Origin of the sequence: Mesorhizobium sp. ORS 3428, from assembly GCF_001854785.1 — a bacterium.
Classification (GTDB): Bacteria; Pseudomonadota; Alphaproteobacteria; order Rhizobiales; family Rhizobiaceae; genus Mesorhizobium.
In genome coordinates, this window is record NZ_MDFL01000115.1 from 450661 (window position 1) to 467409 (window position 16749).

The 16749-nt window shown below is 64.1% G+C and carries 14 protein-coding genes; 9 read left to right on the forward strand and 5 right to left on the reverse strand.

Features of this window, described 5'->3' with window-relative positions; translation table 11 throughout:
• Nucleotides 1-30 precede the first annotated feature (30 nt).
• A complete protein-coding gene (locus ORS3428_RS15360; protein WP_071099097.1) occupies nucleotides 31-642 on the reverse strand; it encodes a glutathione S-transferase in 612 nt (203 codons plus the stop codon).
• Between the two features lie 45 nt (nucleotides 643-687).
• Nucleotides 688-1311, reverse strand: coding sequence for a thermonuclease family protein (locus ORS3428_RS15365; RefSeq protein ID WP_071099098.1), 624 nt, complete (start codon nucleotides 1309-1311; stop codon nucleotides 688-690).
• Nucleotides 1312-1386: 75 nt separating this feature from the next.
• Between ORS3428_RS15365 and ORS3428_RS15370 the strand changes: the two genes are divergently transcribed.
• Nucleotides 1387-2907: a sensor histidine kinase gene (locus ORS3428_RS15370; RefSeq protein ID WP_071099099.1), complete on the forward strand. Its 1521-nt coding sequence runs from the start codon at nucleotides 1387-1389 to the stop codon at nucleotides 2905-2907.
• Between the two features lie 73 nt (nucleotides 2908-2980).
• Here ORS3428_RS15370 and ORS3428_RS15375 read toward each other — a convergent pair whose 3' ends face one another.
• Together ORS3428_RS15375 and ORS3428_RS33325 are read right to left on the reverse strand one after the other, a co-directional pair.
• Nucleotides 2981-3976 (reverse strand): nicotinate-nucleotide--dimethylbenzimidazole phosphoribosyltransferase, encoded by a 996-nt coding sequence (locus tag ORS3428_RS15375; RefSeq protein ID WP_071099283.1) that lies wholly within the window; start codon nucleotides 3974-3976, stop codon nucleotides 2981-2983.
• 1 nt (nucleotide 3977) lies between these two features.
• Nucleotides 3978-4148, reverse strand: coding sequence for a hypothetical protein (locus ORS3428_RS33325; protein WP_157895964.1), 171 nt, complete (start codon nucleotides 4146-4148; stop codon nucleotides 3978-3980).
• On the opposite strand from ORS3428_RS33325, the gene ORS3428_RS15380 reads away from it, so the two are divergent.
• Together ORS3428_RS15380 and ORS3428_RS15385 are read left to right on the forward strand one after the other, a co-directional pair.
• Nucleotides 4138-4368, forward strand: a complete 231-nt coding sequence (locus ORS3428_RS15380; RefSeq protein WP_071099100.1) for a DUF1289 domain-containing protein — start codon at nucleotides 4138-4140, stop codon at nucleotides 4366-4368. The genes ORS3428_RS33325 and ORS3428_RS15380 overlap by 11 nt on opposite strands.
• A 13-nt stretch (nucleotides 4369-4381) precedes the next feature.
• Nucleotides 4382-5086, forward strand: coding sequence for a TIGR02281 family clan AA aspartic protease (locus ORS3428_RS15385; RefSeq protein WP_071099101.1), 705 nt, complete (start codon nucleotides 4382-4384; stop codon nucleotides 5084-5086).
• 86 nt (nucleotides 5087-5172) lie between these two features.
• Here the strand turns inward: ORS3428_RS15385 and dusA are convergent, their stop codons facing one another.
• Entirely contained in the window at nucleotides 5173-6159 is a 987-nt protein-coding gene (gene dusA / locus ORS3428_RS15390) for a tRNA dihydrouridine(20/20a) synthase DusA (RefSeq protein ID WP_071099102.1), read from the reverse strand.
• Between the two features lie 796 nt (nucleotides 6160-6955).
• On the opposite strand from dusA, the gene ORS3428_RS15395 reads away from it, so the two are divergent.
• The 6 genes from ORS3428_RS15395 (at nucleotide 6956) to ORS3428_RS15420 (ending at nucleotide 16747) form a co-directional block, all read left to right on the forward strand.
• Nucleotides 6956-10540, forward strand: a complete 3585-nt coding sequence (locus ORS3428_RS15395; protein WP_071099103.1) for a hypothetical protein — start codon at nucleotides 6956-6958, stop codon at nucleotides 10538-10540.
• Nucleotides 10541-10885: 345 nt separating this feature from the next.
• On the forward strand, nucleotides 10886-13012 hold the full coding sequence (locus ORS3428_RS15400; RefSeq protein WP_071099284.1) for a type I secretion system permease/ATPase: 2127 nt from the start codon (nucleotides 10886-10888) through the stop codon (nucleotides 13010-13012).
• Nucleotides 13009-14550, forward strand: coding sequence for an HlyD family type I secretion periplasmic adaptor subunit (locus tag ORS3428_RS15405; RefSeq protein WP_071099104.1), 1542 nt, complete (start codon nucleotides 13009-13011; stop codon nucleotides 14548-14550). Before ORS3428_RS15400 ends, ORS3428_RS15405 begins: the two co-directional genes overlap by 4 nt.
• A 155-nt stretch (nucleotides 14551-14705) precedes the next feature.
• Entirely contained in the window at nucleotides 14706-15038 is a 333-nt protein-coding gene (locus tag ORS3428_RS15410) for a BufA1 family periplasmic bufferin-type metallophore (RefSeq protein WP_071099105.1), read from the forward strand.
• Nucleotides 15039-15105: 67 nt separating this feature from the next.
• Nucleotides 15106-15969: an MNIO family bufferin maturase gene (gene bufB, locus ORS3428_RS15415; RefSeq protein ID WP_071099106.1), complete on the forward strand. Its 864-nt coding sequence runs from the start codon at nucleotides 15106-15108 to the stop codon at nucleotides 15967-15969.
• Nucleotides 15953-16747, forward strand: a complete 795-nt coding sequence (locus ORS3428_RS15420) for an HvfC/BufC N-terminal domain-containing protein (RefSeq protein ID WP_108723071.1) — start codon at nucleotides 15953-15955, stop codon at nucleotides 16745-16747. Before bufB ends, ORS3428_RS15420 begins: the two co-directional genes overlap by 17 nt.
• Nucleotides 16748-16749 lie beyond the last annotated feature (2 nt).

The following is a 16749-nucleotide window of genomic DNA, read 5'->3' on the forward strand; positions in this document are numbered from 1 at the left end:
AGGGCAATCCGTCCAAGCGCAGGCCAGGCCTCAGGCAGCAGCACTTGGCCGGCTGGAGAGCGCGGCGTGCCAGCGCAGCACGTTCGCGCATTCCTCGGGCACCTTGATGCGCGCCGGCTTCATGAAGTCGACGGCGATCAGGCCGGTGATGTCGGCAACCGAATAGAAATCGCCGGCGGCGAATTCCCTGTTCGCCAGTTCGCGGTCGAGGATATGCAGGAACTCGATCGCCTTTGGCTTGTTGGCTTCGCCCCATTCCGGGATCTGCGGCACCTCCCAGTCCTTCATCGCCGGATGGATGTGCCGGAAGGCGGCGGCCACGCAGCTGAACAGGTTGAACTCCATGCGCCTTTGCCACATCTCGACCATGGCCTTCCCGAGCGCGCCCTTTCCGAACAAGGCCGGCTCCGGATGCAGCTCCTCGAAATAACGGCAGATGGCGATGGATTCGGTGATGATGGTGCCGTCGTCGAGCTCGAGCACCGGCAGCCGGCGCAGCGGATTGCGCGATGCCACCGGTTCTTCGCGATGCTCGAGCGCGCCCATGTCGACGGGCACCAGCGGAATGGTGAGCCCCTTCTCCGCCAGGAAAACCCGAACCCGTCTGGGATTCGGCGCGCGGCCGCCATCGAACAGCTTCATTCCATTCTCCCGATCTCCATCAATCATAGGGCGCGCTTTCGCCGATCACCAGAAGCGGAACAACTCGAGCAGCACATCGCCGAGCGAAGCCAGCATGCCGTGCCTCCTTTCGACCGGCTGATCGTGATGGCTGTCGCGCCAGTCCCGCGGCCGCTCGAATGAGCCGGCCCAGATGCCGACCTTGGCCGCCCGCGCAACTGCCTCCTCGGTCTCGAAGTCGCCAAAGGCGACGGCCCATCCGGCCTGCACCTGAGCGCGGTTGAGATCCGTGTCGCCTGCCCTGCAGTTGCCGAGGAGCCGGCCGTAGCGGTCGCGCTGCCAGCCGCTGCAGGACACCCGCCTGTCGGCGATCAGCCTGACCAGCGACTGCCGCGCGAGCTTGCCGCAGGGATAGTCGACGCCGTCCTTGCGGCATGTCTGCGTGTATTCCGGAGCGTCGATGCCGCGCATGCGGATGCGCTCGGCACCCAGCGTGATCGAATCGCCGTCATTGACGATCGCGGTGCCCTGCTCGTTGCGCGTCTCGAAGCGGTCGAGCCGCGCCGCCACCAGGATGAACAGACCAAGCACGATCGCGGCCAGCGCGTAGTCCAGCAACCTGCGCCCGAGGCTTGGCGGCGGGGCTGGTGCATATCGCCGGCGCGGTCTTCGCGACCAGGAACGGCTCATATGGCAAACAGTCTCTTAATCATTCGAACGTAGCTTAACGAACTGGAAATCGCTGCGCGCGGAAATTGAACTTGCATGCCTTTGCTACGCTCGGACACAGCGGACAAATTCATTGTGGACCGCAGGAAACCGCATCGCAACAGCGATGTGGCGCGCGCGGTGCGCAGGACGCGTGACCGCCTTTCGCAGCGAGCCGGCAGCCTCGACTTCGACCGCGAGCTCCTCAAGCTGCACGCGCGCGCCATGGTGGTCAGCGCGGCGGCGATCCCGCTGCTCGTGCTCGCAGTGGCGGCGGTCGGCCGGCTTGCGGGCCTCGACAAGCAGATTGTGGTCTGGGCGCTGTCCACGCTGCTCTGCTACACCATCGTCACTTTCATGGCGCGGCGCGTCGAGCGCACGGAAGCCGCCGAGCTTGACCCGGTACGGACGCGCCGCGAGTTCCTGATCGGCCATTCGCTTTGCGGCCTCGGCTGGGCCTGGTTCGCGTGGCTAGGCTGCGGCGCATGCCAGGTCGACCAGTTCCACGTCGCCAAGGCGATGGTGCTTCTGGTCGCAATGGCGACGACCGCCGTGATGGCATCTTCGCTCGGAGGCGCCCTGCTCGCGACCTTCGCCGTCCCGGTCGCGGTCTATGTCTATGCCGTCGCACGCCTCTGGATGCCGATCGAAGCGATCATGGCGGTGCTTCTGGTCGCCGCCCTGCCCTTCTTCGGCTATGTCGCGCGCCATCTCAACCAGGCCTCGTGGATGGTGCTCTCCTTCCGCTCCGAGAAGGACGCGCTGATCGCAGAAGTCGAGACGGCGAAATCGATGTCCGACGAGGCCAGGCGCCGCGCCGAGGACGCCAATCTGGCGAAGTCGCGCTTTCTCGCYTCCATGAGCCACGAGCTCAGGACGCCGCTCAACGCCATTCTCGGCTTCTCGGAAGTGATGGCCAATGAAGTTCTCGGGCCGATGAACAACCCGACCTATCGCGATTACGCGCACGATGTTCACGAATCCGGCCAGCATCTGCTCGACCTGATCAACGAGATCCTCGACCTCTCGCGCATCGAGGCGGGCCGCTACCAGCTCAACGAGGAACCGGTTGTGCTGGTGACGATCGTCGAGGATTGCTGCCACATGATGGAGCTCAGGGCCCGCAACAAGGACATCCGCGTCATCCAGGAATTCGAGACGACCCTGCCGCGCCTGTTCGCCGACGAGCGCGCCGTCCGCCAGATCACGCTCAACCTGATGTCCAATGCCATCAAGTTCACCCCGTCGGGCGGCGAGGTTCGCGTCCGCGTCGGCTGGACAGCGGGCGGCGGCCAGTACATCTCGGTCAAGGACAACGGTCCCGGCATACCGGAAGAGGAAATCCCTGTGGTGCTTTCCGCCTTCGGCCAGGGCTCGATCGCCATCAAGAGCGCCGAGCAGGGGACCGGTCTCGGCCTGCCGATCGTGCAAGGCCTGCTCGACATGCATGGCGGCGAGTTCGAGCTCAACTCCAAGCTGCGCGAAGGCACCGAGGCAATCGCCATCTTTCCGCTGAGCCGGGTGATGGAAGAATTGCCGGCACTGCCGACTAAGACCGTCGCCGCGCGGCGGCGCTAGAGCAATTCCAGGAAAAGTGTGAAACGGTTTTCCGTTCGGAATTGCGTCAAAACAAAGAGATAGAGCAAGCCGTTCAGTGCCGAACCGCAGCTGCCATGCCGGAGCTGGTGAGCGCCGCGGCCTTGACGAGACCGGCAGCCAACGCGGCTCCTACCCCTTCGCCGTGGCTGACGCCGAGATCGAGCAGCGGCCGCAAACCGAGTCGCTCGGCGACCTTGGCGTGGCCAGGCTCCGGCGACAGGCCGGCGAGCAGGCAATGGTCGAGCGCGGAGGGATTTGCCCTGTACAGCGCCGCGGCCGCCGCGGTCGCCACGAATCCGTCGAGCAGCACCGGGATCTTTTGCATGCGGGCAGCGAGTATGGCGCCGCATATTGCCGCGAACTCGCGCCCACCGACCCGGCGCAACGCTTCGAGCGGTTCGCCGAGGCCGGCGCCATGGAAAGCCTGCGCCCTGTCGACCACTTCGGCCTTGCGCCTGATCATTGCCGCATCGGCGCCCGATCCGGTCCCGACCCAGTCGGCACCCTTGCCGCCGAACAGCGCCGCACCCAGGGCGGCCGCGATCGTGGAATTGCCGACGCCAAGATCGCCCAGGCAAAGAAGGTCAGCGCCGCCTGCGACCGCCTCCATGCCGAATGCCATGGTGGCGGCGCAGCCGCGCTCGTCTAGCGCGGCTTCCTCGGTGATGTCTCCCGTCGGAATGTCGAGCGCCAGATCGAAGACCTTCAGCCCGAGGTCGTTGGCGATGCAGACCTGGTTGATCGCCGCACCGCCGGCGGCGCAAAGCTCGACCGCGTTGGCGGTCGCCGCCACCGGCCGCGGCGAGATGGCATGCCTCACCGCGCCGTGATTGCCGGCGAAGATCGCCACCAGCGGCCGGTTCACCGCAGGCGGCGCGCGCCCGCTCCAGGCCGCGAGCCAGGCGGCGATGTCCTCGACCCGCCCCAGCGAGGCTTTCGGCTTGTCGGCCTTGGCAAACAGTGTGCGGACGCGAGCTTCGGCGGCTGCGTCCGCCGACGGCAGCGTCGCCAGCAGGTTGCGAAAATCATCGAAAGGTTTTGCTGTCATGTCAGATGCGCTCTTTGTAAGGACGAGGCAGCGCGGCATAGCCGCCTTCGCGGCCCGGCACAACCGCGGCAATGCCGCGAAAGCACTGGTCTGCGGCGCATTGCGGAGGGCTTGCATTGGCTTTGCGGTTGCACCATGTGGAGTGAAGGCAAGAGAACAGCATGACCGCCATCGAGTCTCCCTGCATACTCGTCTGCTCGATCGACATGAAAACCGGCTTCTGCTTCGGCTGCGGCCGCACGCGCGATGAGATCGCAGGCTGGATCGCGATGACGCCGGAGGATCGGCGAGCCATCATGGCCGAGTTGCCGGCCAGGCTCGAGACGGTCGAGCGGCGGCCCCGCCGCGAGACGCGGCGCGCCCGCATGGCGCGCGAGCGCGGCGTGCCGTGAGAAAGAGTTCGTCATGAACCGCCTGTTCTGGATCGTCATGCTGGTGATCGGCGTAGGCTTGATCCTGCTGATGATGAACGATTCCGCCGGCAGCACCTTTGGCATCGAGAACCGCGATTTCAGCCGGCTTATCTGGGTGGGTGTCCTGGTGGCGGTGATCGGCGCCAGCCTCGTTCGCTCGGGCCGGCCGCTTGGTGGCCTGGCGCGCAATCTCGGCATCTGGGCGGCTATCGTGCTGGCGCTCATCGCCGCCTACCAATATCGCTACGAGTTGCAGGACGTTGCCAGCCGCGTCACCGCCGGCCTCGTTCCGGGCAGCCCGCTGGCGCTGGGCGTGGACAATGGCCACGCCACGGTGATGCTCGACAAGGCCGACAACGGTCATTTCGAGGCGCGCATAATGGTCAATGGCAGGCCGGTGCGGGCGGTGGTCGACACTGGCGCGACCAGCACGGTGCTGACGGCAGAGGACGCTCAGGCAGCCGGCTTCAACCCGGCCGCGCTCAACTTCACGGTGGCGGTCGCGACCGCCAACGGCATGGCGCGCGCAGCCACCGTCAGGACCAACGAGGTGGCGATCGGCGGCATCGTGCGCAAGGACATGCCCGTGATGGTGGCCGCGCCCGGCATGCTGGAGCAAAGCCTGCTCGGCATGAACTTCATCGGCTCGCTGTCGGGCTTCGACGTGCGCGGCGACCGCATGACCCTGCGCGACTAGGCCATATCTCCCGAAAGTCGGAACCGGTTTCGGGAGCGAATCTGAAAGATCGCGACGCGCTTTGGTACCAGCCGCTCGCAAAAGCGTCAGGCGGCCTCGGCCTCCGCCGCCGCAAAGTCGACTGCCGCGAATGCTGCCTTGAGAATTTCAGGCCCGGCACCGGGTTTGTTGGCATCGCTGGATAGAATCTGCCGGTAGCGGCGCGCGCCGGGCATTCCATGGAACAGCCCGACCATATGGCGCGTGACATGACCGAGCCGCCCGCCCTTCTCGATATGCCGCGCGGCATATTCGGCCATGGCCTCGATCAGCGCCGCATGGTCGAAGGGCGCGGGCGCGTCGCCATAGAAAGCTGCGTCGACGCCGGTCAGGATGCCCGGCGTGTGGTAGGCCGCACGGCCAAGCATGACGCCGTCGACATGGGCAAGATGCGCCGCTGCCTCCTCAAGCGATTGGATGCCGCCATTGATGCCAATGAATTCCTTCGGCTGCCTGGCTTTCAGCCGGTAGACGCGCGGATAATCGAGCGGCGGGATCTCGCGATTTTCCTTGGGGCTCAGCCCCTCCAGCCACGCCTTGCGCGCGTGCACCCATAGCGCATCAGCGCCGGCCGCGAGCACGCCGTCGGCCAGCGTGTCGAGAGCGGGTTCCGGGTCCTGGTCGTCGACGCCGATGCGGCATTTGACGGTGACGGGGACCTTCACCGCGGCCTTCATCGCCGCGACGCATTCCGCCACCAGCACCGGCGTCTTCATCAGGCAGGCGCCGAACGTCCCCGACTGGACGCGGTCGGACGGGCAGCCGACATTGAGGTTGATTTCGTCATAGCCGAACGCCTCGCCGATCACGGCCGCTTCGGCGAGCTTTCTTGGATCGGAACCGCCGAGCTGCAGCGCAACCGGATGCTCGGCATCGTCGAATCCAAGCAGGCGCTCGCGCACGCCGTGGATGACCGCGTCAGCCACCACCATCTCTGTGTAGAGYAGCGCGCGGCGCGTCAACTGACGGTGGAAGAACCGGCAATGCCGATCTGTCCAGTCCATCATTGGTGCTATGGCAAGCATCGTCTGCATTAGGTTCTGTTCATTCTTTCAGGCGGGTCCCGCAGTCAAATTCGCAGCTACGATCTAGTATATTCTCTTTTAATTTCAAACAGTTCGAATCACGGAGGCAAAAGCCCTCCTCCTGAGGGATCATTTCCCTCTTCACAGATCGGTGAAAACAGCAATAGTGCCATTTGAACTTTCCACAAATAAGCGTAAAATTTCTCTGCTCAAGTTTGTGAGCAGGAGGCGTACAGGCAGTCATGCCTGTTGAAGAGGGGCGGGTTGAGTATGCCCTCATCGTCGATGCTTCGTGCCCGCCTGAGGCGGGTTGCCGATGCGCACAGGACGCATCCGCCGAGCAATGTCTAAGGGGGCATGGAGCGGAGGCGTAGTGGCGGCTCCTCCCAACACCCTCTACCCCCTGAGTTAATTCACCCCCAGTTTCGTCTAACGATGGCGCGCAGCGCTGGCCCTGCCAGTGGATGCGTGCCCGTGCGGCCGGTCGCCAGCGTTGGGGCTGAATTCGCGCCTGTCGCATTGAAACCAGGGAGAGTCACGATGGCGCTCGACATCCTGACCGACATCATTATCGACGAGCCCTCCGGCCTCACGAGCGGTCATGTTGATCCGTCCGTGAGACCGCACAAAGCCAAACACCACGCTGCAATGTCTCCTAAGTCGCGACGGTCCGGGCGGACCGACCGCCTTCCCGGCCGACTTCGTGCAGGCCCCATCCACTCGGATGGCTTCAGTGACCATCGGAAATCGAGACTGCGAAACAGAAACGCCGCGGCGCATTCGCCGCTGAGCAGGGAGATACACCATGTCACTTACCATCACCGGCAACGTTATTGAGGACGAAAACCTCGGACTGACAACCCTTGCAACGGACACCGACGCCACCGATCCCGACGACAATGTCACGCTGTCCACCTTTACGGGAAGCATTCCCACCTCGTCCTCGCTCGGCGCCGAACTCAAGACGCTCGGCATCTATCCCGATACGACGACGAACAGCGCCAACGGCACGACCCAGGCGATTGGCATTTCCAAGGACGCGATCGTCAGCAGCGACCTATCGAATTTGATTTTTAGCAACAGCAGCGGCGGAGCGTTGAACGGCGTCGACACGGGCTTCAAGGCCATCGATGGAAATGAGATCTACCTCTTTTCCGACTCGAGCAATCCCGACATCGTGCTCGGCCGCGAGACAAACAGCACCGGCGCGGTCGCCTTCGCGCTCCTCCTGCAGCCGACGAACACCGGCGCGACGATCTGGGTCGTACAGTACGAGGCGCTCACCAACAAAAACCCGGCCGTGGGGGAGGACRCAAACACCCTCGATCTTTCCAACCTCGTCTACGTCAGCGGATCGTCCACGACGTCGTTCAACATCGGCACCAAGCAACCCGGACAGAACTACTGGCTGCCATTCACCAGCAGCGGTGGAACGTCGACCGTCCTTGTGACTGGGCTCGACACCAGTTCGTCCAACCCCGACACGGTCAATACCAGCTCGGTCGGCGACGGCAGCAATAGCCAGGCAATCGGACCAAGCGCTGCCCTGCGCTTCGATTTCGTGTCGAGCTTCTCCGGCGGCTCCACCAAGGACAAGACCTTCCTCACCGACGGTTCGCTCAAGAACCTCGTCTATAACGAAGGCACGGGCGCCAGCTTCGACATCAGCCAGGTGACCCCGACGGGCAAGAGTGTCAACGTCAAAATCATCGCACAGAACGAGTCGAGCACCACGTTCGACGGCACRCAGACGAACACCTCAACGAACACGGTCGCGCTCGGCGAAATCCAAGTCTTCGACAGCACCGGGACCCTGATCGCCGATTCGGCGCAAACCACCGGCAACCACGGCATTACGTTTGGCGGCACGACGAGCGCCCCCGATGGAACTGTCAACGGCCTCAAAGCGGGCGAGAAGGTACAATTCACCTCCTTGAACGGCGCGCAGTTCGACCAGTTCGTGGCCAAGAACATCATGCCCCCGGGCAACACGCCAGGCTTCGACATTCTCAACGTCACGCAGATTCGGACGAATACCGGCACCGGGGAGGTCGGCTCGCACATCATCTTCGAGGATAGCGTGCCGAGCGCAAGGRCCAATACGCAGACGAAGACGGTCGACGAGGACGCGCTGGTCGGCGAGACGACCGGTGAGACCGGCTTCAGCGGCTCGGCCAGCGGCAATGTGTCGAACCTATTCAATTCAGGCACCGACACGCCGCTCACTTACCGCCTGGCGCCCCTCACGCCTGCGCAATTGGCCGCGGCGCTGYCGGCGCTCACCTCGGGCGGAACCGCAGTGACTTATGCGGTCTCGAGCAGCGCTGGTGTCGACACACTGACCGCCAAGGCGGGAACGACAACCGTGTTCACGCTCGCGCTGACCGAGGCGACGGGGGCCTACACCGTGACGCTATTGGCGCCGATTGATCAGGAAACGCCGCAGACCGGCTCGCCGGAAGGCAAGTTCTCCTTCGACGTCAGCTCACTGATCCAGGCAACTGACAAAGACGGCAATTTCGCCGCCGGCGACACCGCCACGGCGGCGGCCAACGCGCTTAGGCTCACGATCATCGACGACCAGCCGACCGCCACGGCGAGCACCACGTCGGGAACGGTCCAAGAAGACGCGCTTTCGACCAATTCCGCTAACAATCTCGACCCGTCCGGCGCGACCGCGACCGCTTCGGGCAGCGTCACGACGCTCTTCAGCTCAGGTGCGGACGTGCCCCTCTCCTTCACGCTGTCCAGCGTAACGTCCAGCCTGACGAGCCAAAACCTAAAGTCGGGCGGGACAGCGCTCGTCTATAGTGTCTCGAGCGATCACACCACACTGACTGCGACCAAGGGTGCAGGTGGAGCGACCGTCTTTACGCTGACGCTAAACACGAGCGGCAACTGGGCGTTCACGCTCTCGGCACCGATCGATCACGCACCGGGCGCGAGCGACTCGAGCAATACGACGATCGACTTCAGCTCGATCTTGCAGGCAAGTGACTTCGACGGCAGCGCGGTGAACGCCGYCGCCAAGGCGTGGACGGTCAAGGTCGTAGACGATGTGYCGGAGAACTTCACGCCGTCCGCGATYACCAGCGCCGACAACTTCCTGGACAAAGCCGGCCAGAATCCGATCACCAAGGATCTGACCGACAACRCCAGCGATCCCTATCCGACGCTCGCCATCGACCAGCACGCCGGCGCCGACGGCTTCGGTGCGCTGAGCTTCATCGGCACGGACGGCGCGAATCTGACCGGCCAACTCGACGGCGGCCCGACCCAGCACCTGCAAGCGAACGGGAGCGACATCTTCCTGTTCGGGTTCGGCACGGGCACGCTGACGGCGACAACCGATCAGACAGGCGCCGGGCTTCCCGGCGGCGCGAGCGGATCCATCAATACGGCGGACGAGGTGTTCACGATCACCCTCAATCACGCCAGCGATCAGTACACTTTCAACCTGCTCCAGGCGATCGGCAACGGCGCGAGCCTCAACTTCAGCGACTTCGCGGACGTGCCGGCCGGCGACTATGCATGGTTCGCGCTCCCCTTCACTCCTCCGCCCAACAATATCCCTCCGGGACCAGTTCAGAACACACAGTCTGTGGTGTTCACCGGCAAGGTCGCCGGCACGGATACTGTCAACCCGAGTTCGATCGGGGTGGGGACCGACAAGCAGGCGGTTGCTCCGGGTGGGGCCATCCGCATGGACTTCGTCGACCATGTTGGCTCGATCAGCACGAAGACGGCGATGTCGTCGCTCACCAATCTCAGCTTCAAAGATCACTACGAGGTCACCAACGCCGGCTTTACGCTCGCCCAGGTCAACCCGACGGGGAAGACCGTGGACATCCGCTTCGACGCGTTCAACGTCCCGACTGCGGCTTCGACCTTACAGACGACGGACACCAACCAGCAGACAATCAATGAAGTCAAGATCGTGACGGAGGATAGCAGCGGCAAAATCACCAGCACCCTTGCCGACTTCACCGCCGATACGAGCAACTACCAGATCAAATTGAACGGCAGCACCGTTGAGACCGTGTCGGTCGATTTCGCTCCCACTGCCGGCACAAGTGACCCCGGCGGCGTGGACGTAACCGGCCTCCAAAACGTTCCGGGGGTCTATGTTCTCGTCGGCACGTCGAGTGGCTTCGACCGACTGCTGGCGACCAACATCGGCTCGGCTTACAACAACAAGGACACGTTCGACGTGGGCGCGGTGTCCGCCGCGACGTTCGCCGCCGGGTCCGACGTCAACATGGCGTTCAACCTCGCGCTGCAAGATTATGACGCATTCAGCAGCGGCGCGAACGTCGACCAGAGTGGGAACCTGATCGAGGCTTCGACGGGCACGCTCAACGTCAAGCTGACCGCGCCGCAGTCCGTGTAACGGTTGCGGTATTCTTCGGCCGAGCTGGGCTCCCGGCTCGGCCTTTTGGGGGCGGCCGTGGACCAGGCGAACGGCGACATGACCGACGTGGCCGCGGAGGCCGAGCCCCCGCCCAAGCCAGCGCGCGCCCCGACGGAGCCGTTCAAATTCAGGCGCCGAAGCGCGCGCGATGGTTTGGCTGCGCTTCTGCCGATCCGGGAGCCCGCCTTGGCCTTGTGGGCGGCAGTGAACCCGGCGAAGAGCGACATGACAGACGCGTCCGCAGAAGCAGAGCCGCCCAAGGTCGAACATCGGCCAACTGAGCCGCTGAGAGTCGAACCCGCGCCTGCGCTCCCTTCCACGCCGATGGACTCTGGCCTGGCTGGACTGGCGGTGATCGCGGGATACTACCGTATCGCCGCCGACCCGGCGCAGATGCGCCATCAGCTCGCGCTGACTGGGCGCTTCGCCGCGGCCGAGGATATCGTCCGCGGCGCCAATATTCTGGAGCTGCGCTCGCGCATCCTGCGCCGAGTCACGGCCAAGCGACTCGCAGCAATTCCCTATCCCGCGCTGATCGGCCTCAAGGACGGCACCTTCGGCGTGCTGGCGGCCTCACCCACGAAGGGGCTCGCCCGGCTGCTCGATCCGATCGCCCGCATTGCCCGGGAGCTGCCGATCGAGGACATCTCGGCGCTCTCCTCGCGCGAGGTCGTGTTGGTCACGCGCCGCTTGGGTGGGGCGGGCACAAACCCCAGAACTTTCGGATTCCGCTGGTTCCTGCCCTCGATCCTACGTTACCGGCGACCCCTCGCCCAGGTCGCGGTCGCGTCGCTCTTCGTGCAACTATTCGCCCTCATCACGCCGGTATTCTTCCAGCTCATCGTCGACAAGGTTCTGGTGCACAAGGGGGTGTCCACCCTCACCGTGCTGATCGTCGGCCTGGTGACACTGGGACTGTTCGAGTCGGTCCTGCAATTCCTGCGCGCCTATACGCTGAGCCACACCACCAACCGGATGGATGTCGAACTCGGTCGGCGCCTGTTCCATCACCTCTTCCGCCTGCCGCTCGCCTATTTCGAGACGCGCGCGACCGGCCAGACCGTAGCGCGCGTGCGAGAGCTCGAGACGATCCGCAACTTCCTGACCGGACAGGGGCTGACCTCGCTGCTCGACCTCGTCTTCACGCTGGTCTTCTTCGTCGTGATGTTCGTCTATTCGCCCACGCTGACGCTGGTCGTGCTCGGCACTGTTCCCGTCTATCTCCTGATTGCGGTGCTGATCCGCCCGGTTCTTAGCGAGCAGATCAATGAAAAGTTCAACCGCGGCGCGCGGTCGCAGCAGTTTCTCGTCGAGTCGATCGTCGGAGCGCCGACCCTCAAGGCGGCGAGCGTCGAGCCGATGATGCAGGCGCAATGGGAAGAGCGGCTTGCGTCCTACGTCCGCACCTCGTTCGACGCCGGTGTCACCGGCGCGCTTGGCCAGAACCTCATCCAATATGTGAGCAAGGTGACGACCGCGCTGATCCTGCTCTTCGGCGCGCAGGCGGTGATCAACGGCGCGATGACGGTCGGCGAGCTGATCGCGTTCAACATGATCGCCTCCCAGGTCGTTGCGCCGATCCTTCGCCTCTCGCAGCTCTGGCAGGACTTCCAGCAGGTCCAGGTTTCGGTGGCACGGCTCGGCGACATCCTGAACACGCCGCCGGAACCCGTGCCTCAGAACCTGCTGACACTGCCGCCCCCCAGGGGCGCGATCGAACTTCGCGGCGTGTCGCTCCGTTATCGGCCCGACGCGGTCGAAGCTCTGCGCAACGTCACGCTTTCGATCGGCGCAGGCGAAGTCATCGGCTTCGTCGGTGCGTCGGGCTCGGGTAAGTCGACGCTGGTCAAGGTGGTGCAACGGCTCTATTCGCCGCAGGTTGGGCAGGTGATGCTCGACGGCATCGACATCGCCCAGCTCGATCCGGGATGGCTTCGCCGCCAGATCGGAGTCGTGTTGCAGGAGAACATCCTGTTCAACCGATCAATCCACGAAAACATCGCGCTCGGCGATCCCGCGGTGCCGCGGGGTTGGGTGATTCAGGCGGCCAGGCTCGCCGGCGCTGACGAGTTCATCGCGCAGATGCCGCAGGGCTACGACACGATTATCGAGGAGCGCGGCGCCAATCTCTCGGGCGGGCAGCGCCAACGCATCGCCATAGCCCGCGCGCTCGCCACCAATCCGCGCATCCTGATCTTCGACGAAGCGACCTCCGCGCTCGACTACGAGAGCGAACGCATCGTCCAGGAGAATATGCGTGCGATCGTGCACGGCCGCACGGTGCTGATCATCGCCCATCGCCTGGCCGCGGTGCGCCCGTGCACGCGCATCGTCGGAATGGAAAGAGGCGAGATCGTCGAGGTCGGAAGCCACGAGGAACTCCTCGCACGCAAAGGCCTCTACGCTCGGCTCTGGGCGCTGCAATCGGATCAAGCGAGGGTCGGAGCATGAACCAAAGAACCGTGCCGCCTCCCTCTCCGGCGCCGCAACCCGCCAACCGATCTGGTGCGGTCATCTGTGGCCGCGATCGCGAATTCCTGCCGGCAGCGATCGAAATCTTGGAAACGCCGGCGCCGCCGTTGCCCGTCGTCACGATGCTGACGATTTGCGCCTTCTTCGCGGCCGCGTTGGCCTGGTCGTTCTACGGGCGACTCGACGTGCACGCGGTGGCGCCCGGCAAAATCGACACGGCCGGGCACGCCAAGGTGATACAGCCGCTCGATCCCGGCAAGGTCGCCGCAATACATGTCGAGAATGGACAGCGCGTGAAGGCGGGAGACCTGCTCCTGGAGTTGGATCCCGCGGAACCGGCGGCTGAGGAGACCGCGCAACGCGACGCGCTCAATGCCAACCTCGCCGAAATCGCGCGCCGGCGCTTCGCCATCGCGACGGCGCGAGCCGTGCTCGACGGTTCGAAATCGGGCGAGGTGGACGAGCACGAGGTCCTAGTTGCGCGGCTGGCGCAAGCCGCGGCCGACCCCGAACCGCAAATCGTCTGGGAGGCAGAGTTGCCGGAAGCGATGCGCTTGCGGGAGGCTTCAGTGCTGACGGCCGACGTCAACCAGCTCATCGGCTCCTTGCAGAGCCTCGACAAGCAAAGTTTGCAGAAGGAGGCGACGCGTCAGCGCCTCAGGATGAGCATCGCCTACCAGAACAAGTTGATCGAAACGCTCACCCAGCTCGTCGGCACCCGCCAGGAGGCGCTCAATCGGCAAGTCGGCAGCAAGGTCAATCTCTACGACTCCACACAGCAGTTGGAAAAATCGCAATCATCGCTTGCCTCGGACGAAGGTGAACTGATCGAGACCGATGCCGCCCTGAGGGAGCTTAAGAGCGAGAAGGTCATGGCGCTCTCGCACTTCGTCGCCGACAACGAGAACAGGCTCGCCGACGCCGAGCGCAAGGCGGACGAAGCCAAACAGGCGGTCGCCAAGGCAGCCGCACGCCTTGCGCGCACCAAGCTCTATTCGCCGACCGGTGGCATCGCGCAACAAGTCGCCGTGACCACGGTCGGCCAAGTCGTGACAACCGGGCAGCAGCTCCTGGTCGTGGCGCCGACGGAAGGCTCACTCCAGGTTGAGGCGCTCGTCGCCAATCTCGACATCGGCTTTGTCAAACCCGGCCAGAGCGCGGTGATCAAGGTCGACGCCTTTCCCTTCACCCGTTTCGGCGTGCTGCACGGCAAAGTGAGCCGCGTCGCACCCGAAGCGGTCGAGGAGCAGGAGGCCAAGCGTGACCTTGCCAATGCGGCAGCCGCGGCCAATGCGAACGCTGCCGCACCTGCCAGCCAGGCCGGACAGCCCCAGAGCTTCGTCTTCCCGGTCACCATCGCGCTCGATGAACAGGCGATGGACATAAACGGGGAGATGATCCCTTTGACTTCAGGCATGACTGTGAGCGTGGAAATCAAAACTGACAGCCGCCGCGTGATCGACTACCTGCTCTCGCCGATCACCAAGGTAACTTCGGAGGCTTTCAGGGAGAGATGATGCTGGCTATCGCGTGACTACACGCATTCGTGAACCGCAGCGATCGGAGCCGGCGTAACCTGCGCCGCCGCCGCGGCGAACCTCCAGAAGAACCTGCCGCTTCCGGCATCGCCGGTGGAGAGGGTTCGCGCAACAACGCCCATTGGAGGACAAGCATGTCAAACCGCCTGATTTCCGCTGCCGTCGCCAGTGCCTTTGCCGCCGCCATAGGCGCCGCCGCCGTTGGCTCTGCATCCGCCGCCATGAGCGAGGCAGAAATGATGAAGATGCGGGAGATGACCAAAAAGGAGGTCGCTTCCGGCAAGATGGAGAAGTGCTTCGGCGTGGCGCTGAAGGGTCATAAYGACTGCTACGCTGGCGCTGGAACCACCTGCGCCGGCACATCCACCAAGAACTACCAGGGCAACGCCTTCAAGCTGGTGAAGAAGGGAACCTGCACCGCCATGACCACACCCAATGGCCATGGCTCGCTGAAGCCGATCAGCTGACCCCAGGGACTCCGGGCAGGTGGCACGGCCACCTGCCTGTTTCGATTGCCTTCTTGGGAGCTCGATCATGGACATTCCTGCGCGCGCCGGGGTGGGACTTAAGCCGCAGCACTACCGCGAGATACTGGAAACGACGCCGGACATCGGCTTTTTCGAGGTTCACGCCGAAAACTACATGGGAGCCGGCGGTCCTCCGCACCGCTACCTTTCCGCAATCCGCGAGCTCTATCCTCTATCGTTGCACGGGGTCGGACTGTCGATCGGCGCGGCGAGGCCCCTCGACCAGGACCATCTGAGGCGCCTGAGGGAGCTGATCGGCCGTTACCAGCCGGGGCTTTTCTCCGAGCATCTAGCGTGGTCGAGTCATGGCGAGGCGTTCCTCAACGATCTCCTGCCGATGCCCTACACGAAGGAAACGCTCCACCGCATCGTCTCTCATATAGACGAGGTGCAGGAAACGCTTGGCCGGCAGATGCTGCTCGAAAATCCTTCCACCTACGTCGCCTTTGCCGAAAGCACCTATGCCGAGCCTGATTTCATCGCCGAGGTGCAGCGGCGCAGTGGCTGCGGGCTACTGCTCGATGTGAGCAACGTCCATGTCGCCTCGACCAATCAGCAATGGGATCCCTTCGCCTATATCGACGCCTATCCGCTTGGCGCCGTCCGGGAAATACACCTTGCGGGCTTCACGCCGGAGACCGACGAGAAAGAGAGACCGCTGCTGATCGACACCCACAACCGGCCGGTCGACCCGCTGGTTTGGCAGCTCTATGCCTATGTGATCGGCAAACTCGGCCCGACGCCGACACTGATCGAATGGGACGCCGACTTGCCATCCTGGGGCGAGTTGCACGCCGAGGCCCGACGCGCCKAAGCATGCATGAAGTCTCATGCGCCACGACAGGAGACGCGCCTTGCAAGGGCTGGCTGAACGACAGCAGGACTTCGCGACTGCCCTGCTTGATCCGGCTCGCGCCGTGCCGCCGGGCATSGTCGGGCCCGATGGCTTGCCAAGTCCGCGTCGCTTTGCGGTTTATCGCAACAATGTCGTGGCCGGCCTCATCGAGACTCTGAAGGAAAACTACCCCGCCGTTCATCGCATCGTCGGGGACGAATTCTTCCGCACCATGRCAGGGCAATTCGCGACCGCCCACCCACCGCGGTCCCCAATCATGCTGGGCTACGGCGCGGACTTCCCGGAATTCATTGGCGGGTTCGAGCCTGTGGCGACGCTTCCCTATCWGGCCGACGTGGCGAGGGTCGAGCGCGCCTGGATCGAGGCTTATCACGCCGCCGATGCGGAGCCGCTTTCCGCCGACGATTTTCTCGCCATCCATCAGGACCGCCTCGCCGATGTCAGGCTGGCGCTCCATCCTTCGCTGCGTGTCACGCAATCGCAGTTTCCCGCCCTCACCATCTGGCGCATGAACATTGCGGTCGGCGAGCCCGCACCTCTCGATATCGACGCGGGCGGCGAGGATACTCTGATCATCCGCCCGGGCGCAGAAGTCCGTGTTCACCAAATCCCGACAGGCGCCGCGGCTCTTGTCAGGAGCCTAGGCGCCGGCAGGCCAGTGGTGGCCGCGGCTCTCGCCGCGTTTGAGGTCACAGTCCACTTCGATCTTAGCGCGACGTTGGCCGGACTGATCGAAGCCGGTGCTTTCATCGGTTGGAGCCTGGAGCAAGAGGCCGGAGGTGAGCCAGCATGACT

What these genes read in the sequence shown, in the direction of transcription:
- ORS3428_RS15360 (WP_071099097.1), bottom strand. Translation starts at nt 642, where the DNA reads ATGAAGCTGTTCGATGGCGGCCGCGCGCCGAATCCCAGACGGGTTCGG.
- ORS3428_RS15365 (WP_071099098.1), bottom strand. Translation starts at nt 1,311, where the DNA reads ATGAGCCGTTCCTGGTCGCGAAGACCGCGCCGGCGATATGCACCAGCC.
- ORS3428_RS15375 (WP_071099283.1), bottom strand. Translation starts at nt 3,976, where the DNA reads ATGACAGCAAAACCTTTCGATGATTTTCGCAACCTGCTGGCGACGCTG.
- ORS3428_RS15380 (WP_071099100.1), top strand. Translation starts at nt 4,138, where the DNA reads ATGACCGCCATCGAGTCTCCCTGCATACTCGTCTGCTCGATCGACATG.
- ORS3428_RS33325 (WP_157895964.1), bottom strand. Translation starts at nt 4,148, where the DNA reads ATGGCGGTCATGCTGTTCTCTTGCCTTCACTCCACATGGTGCAACCGC.
- ORS3428_RS15385 (WP_071099101.1), top strand. Translation starts at nt 4,382, where the DNA reads ATGAACCGCCTGTTCTGGATCGTCATGCTGGTGATCGGCGTAGGCTTG.
- ORS3428_RS15400 (WP_071099284.1), top strand. Translation starts at nt 10,886, where the DNA reads ATGGACTCTGGCCTGGCTGGACTGGCGGTGATCGCGGGATACTACCGT.
- ORS3428_RS15405 (WP_071099104.1), top strand. Translation starts at nt 13,009, where the DNA reads ATGAACCAAAGAACCGTGCCGCCTCCCTCTCCGGCGCCGCAACCCGCC.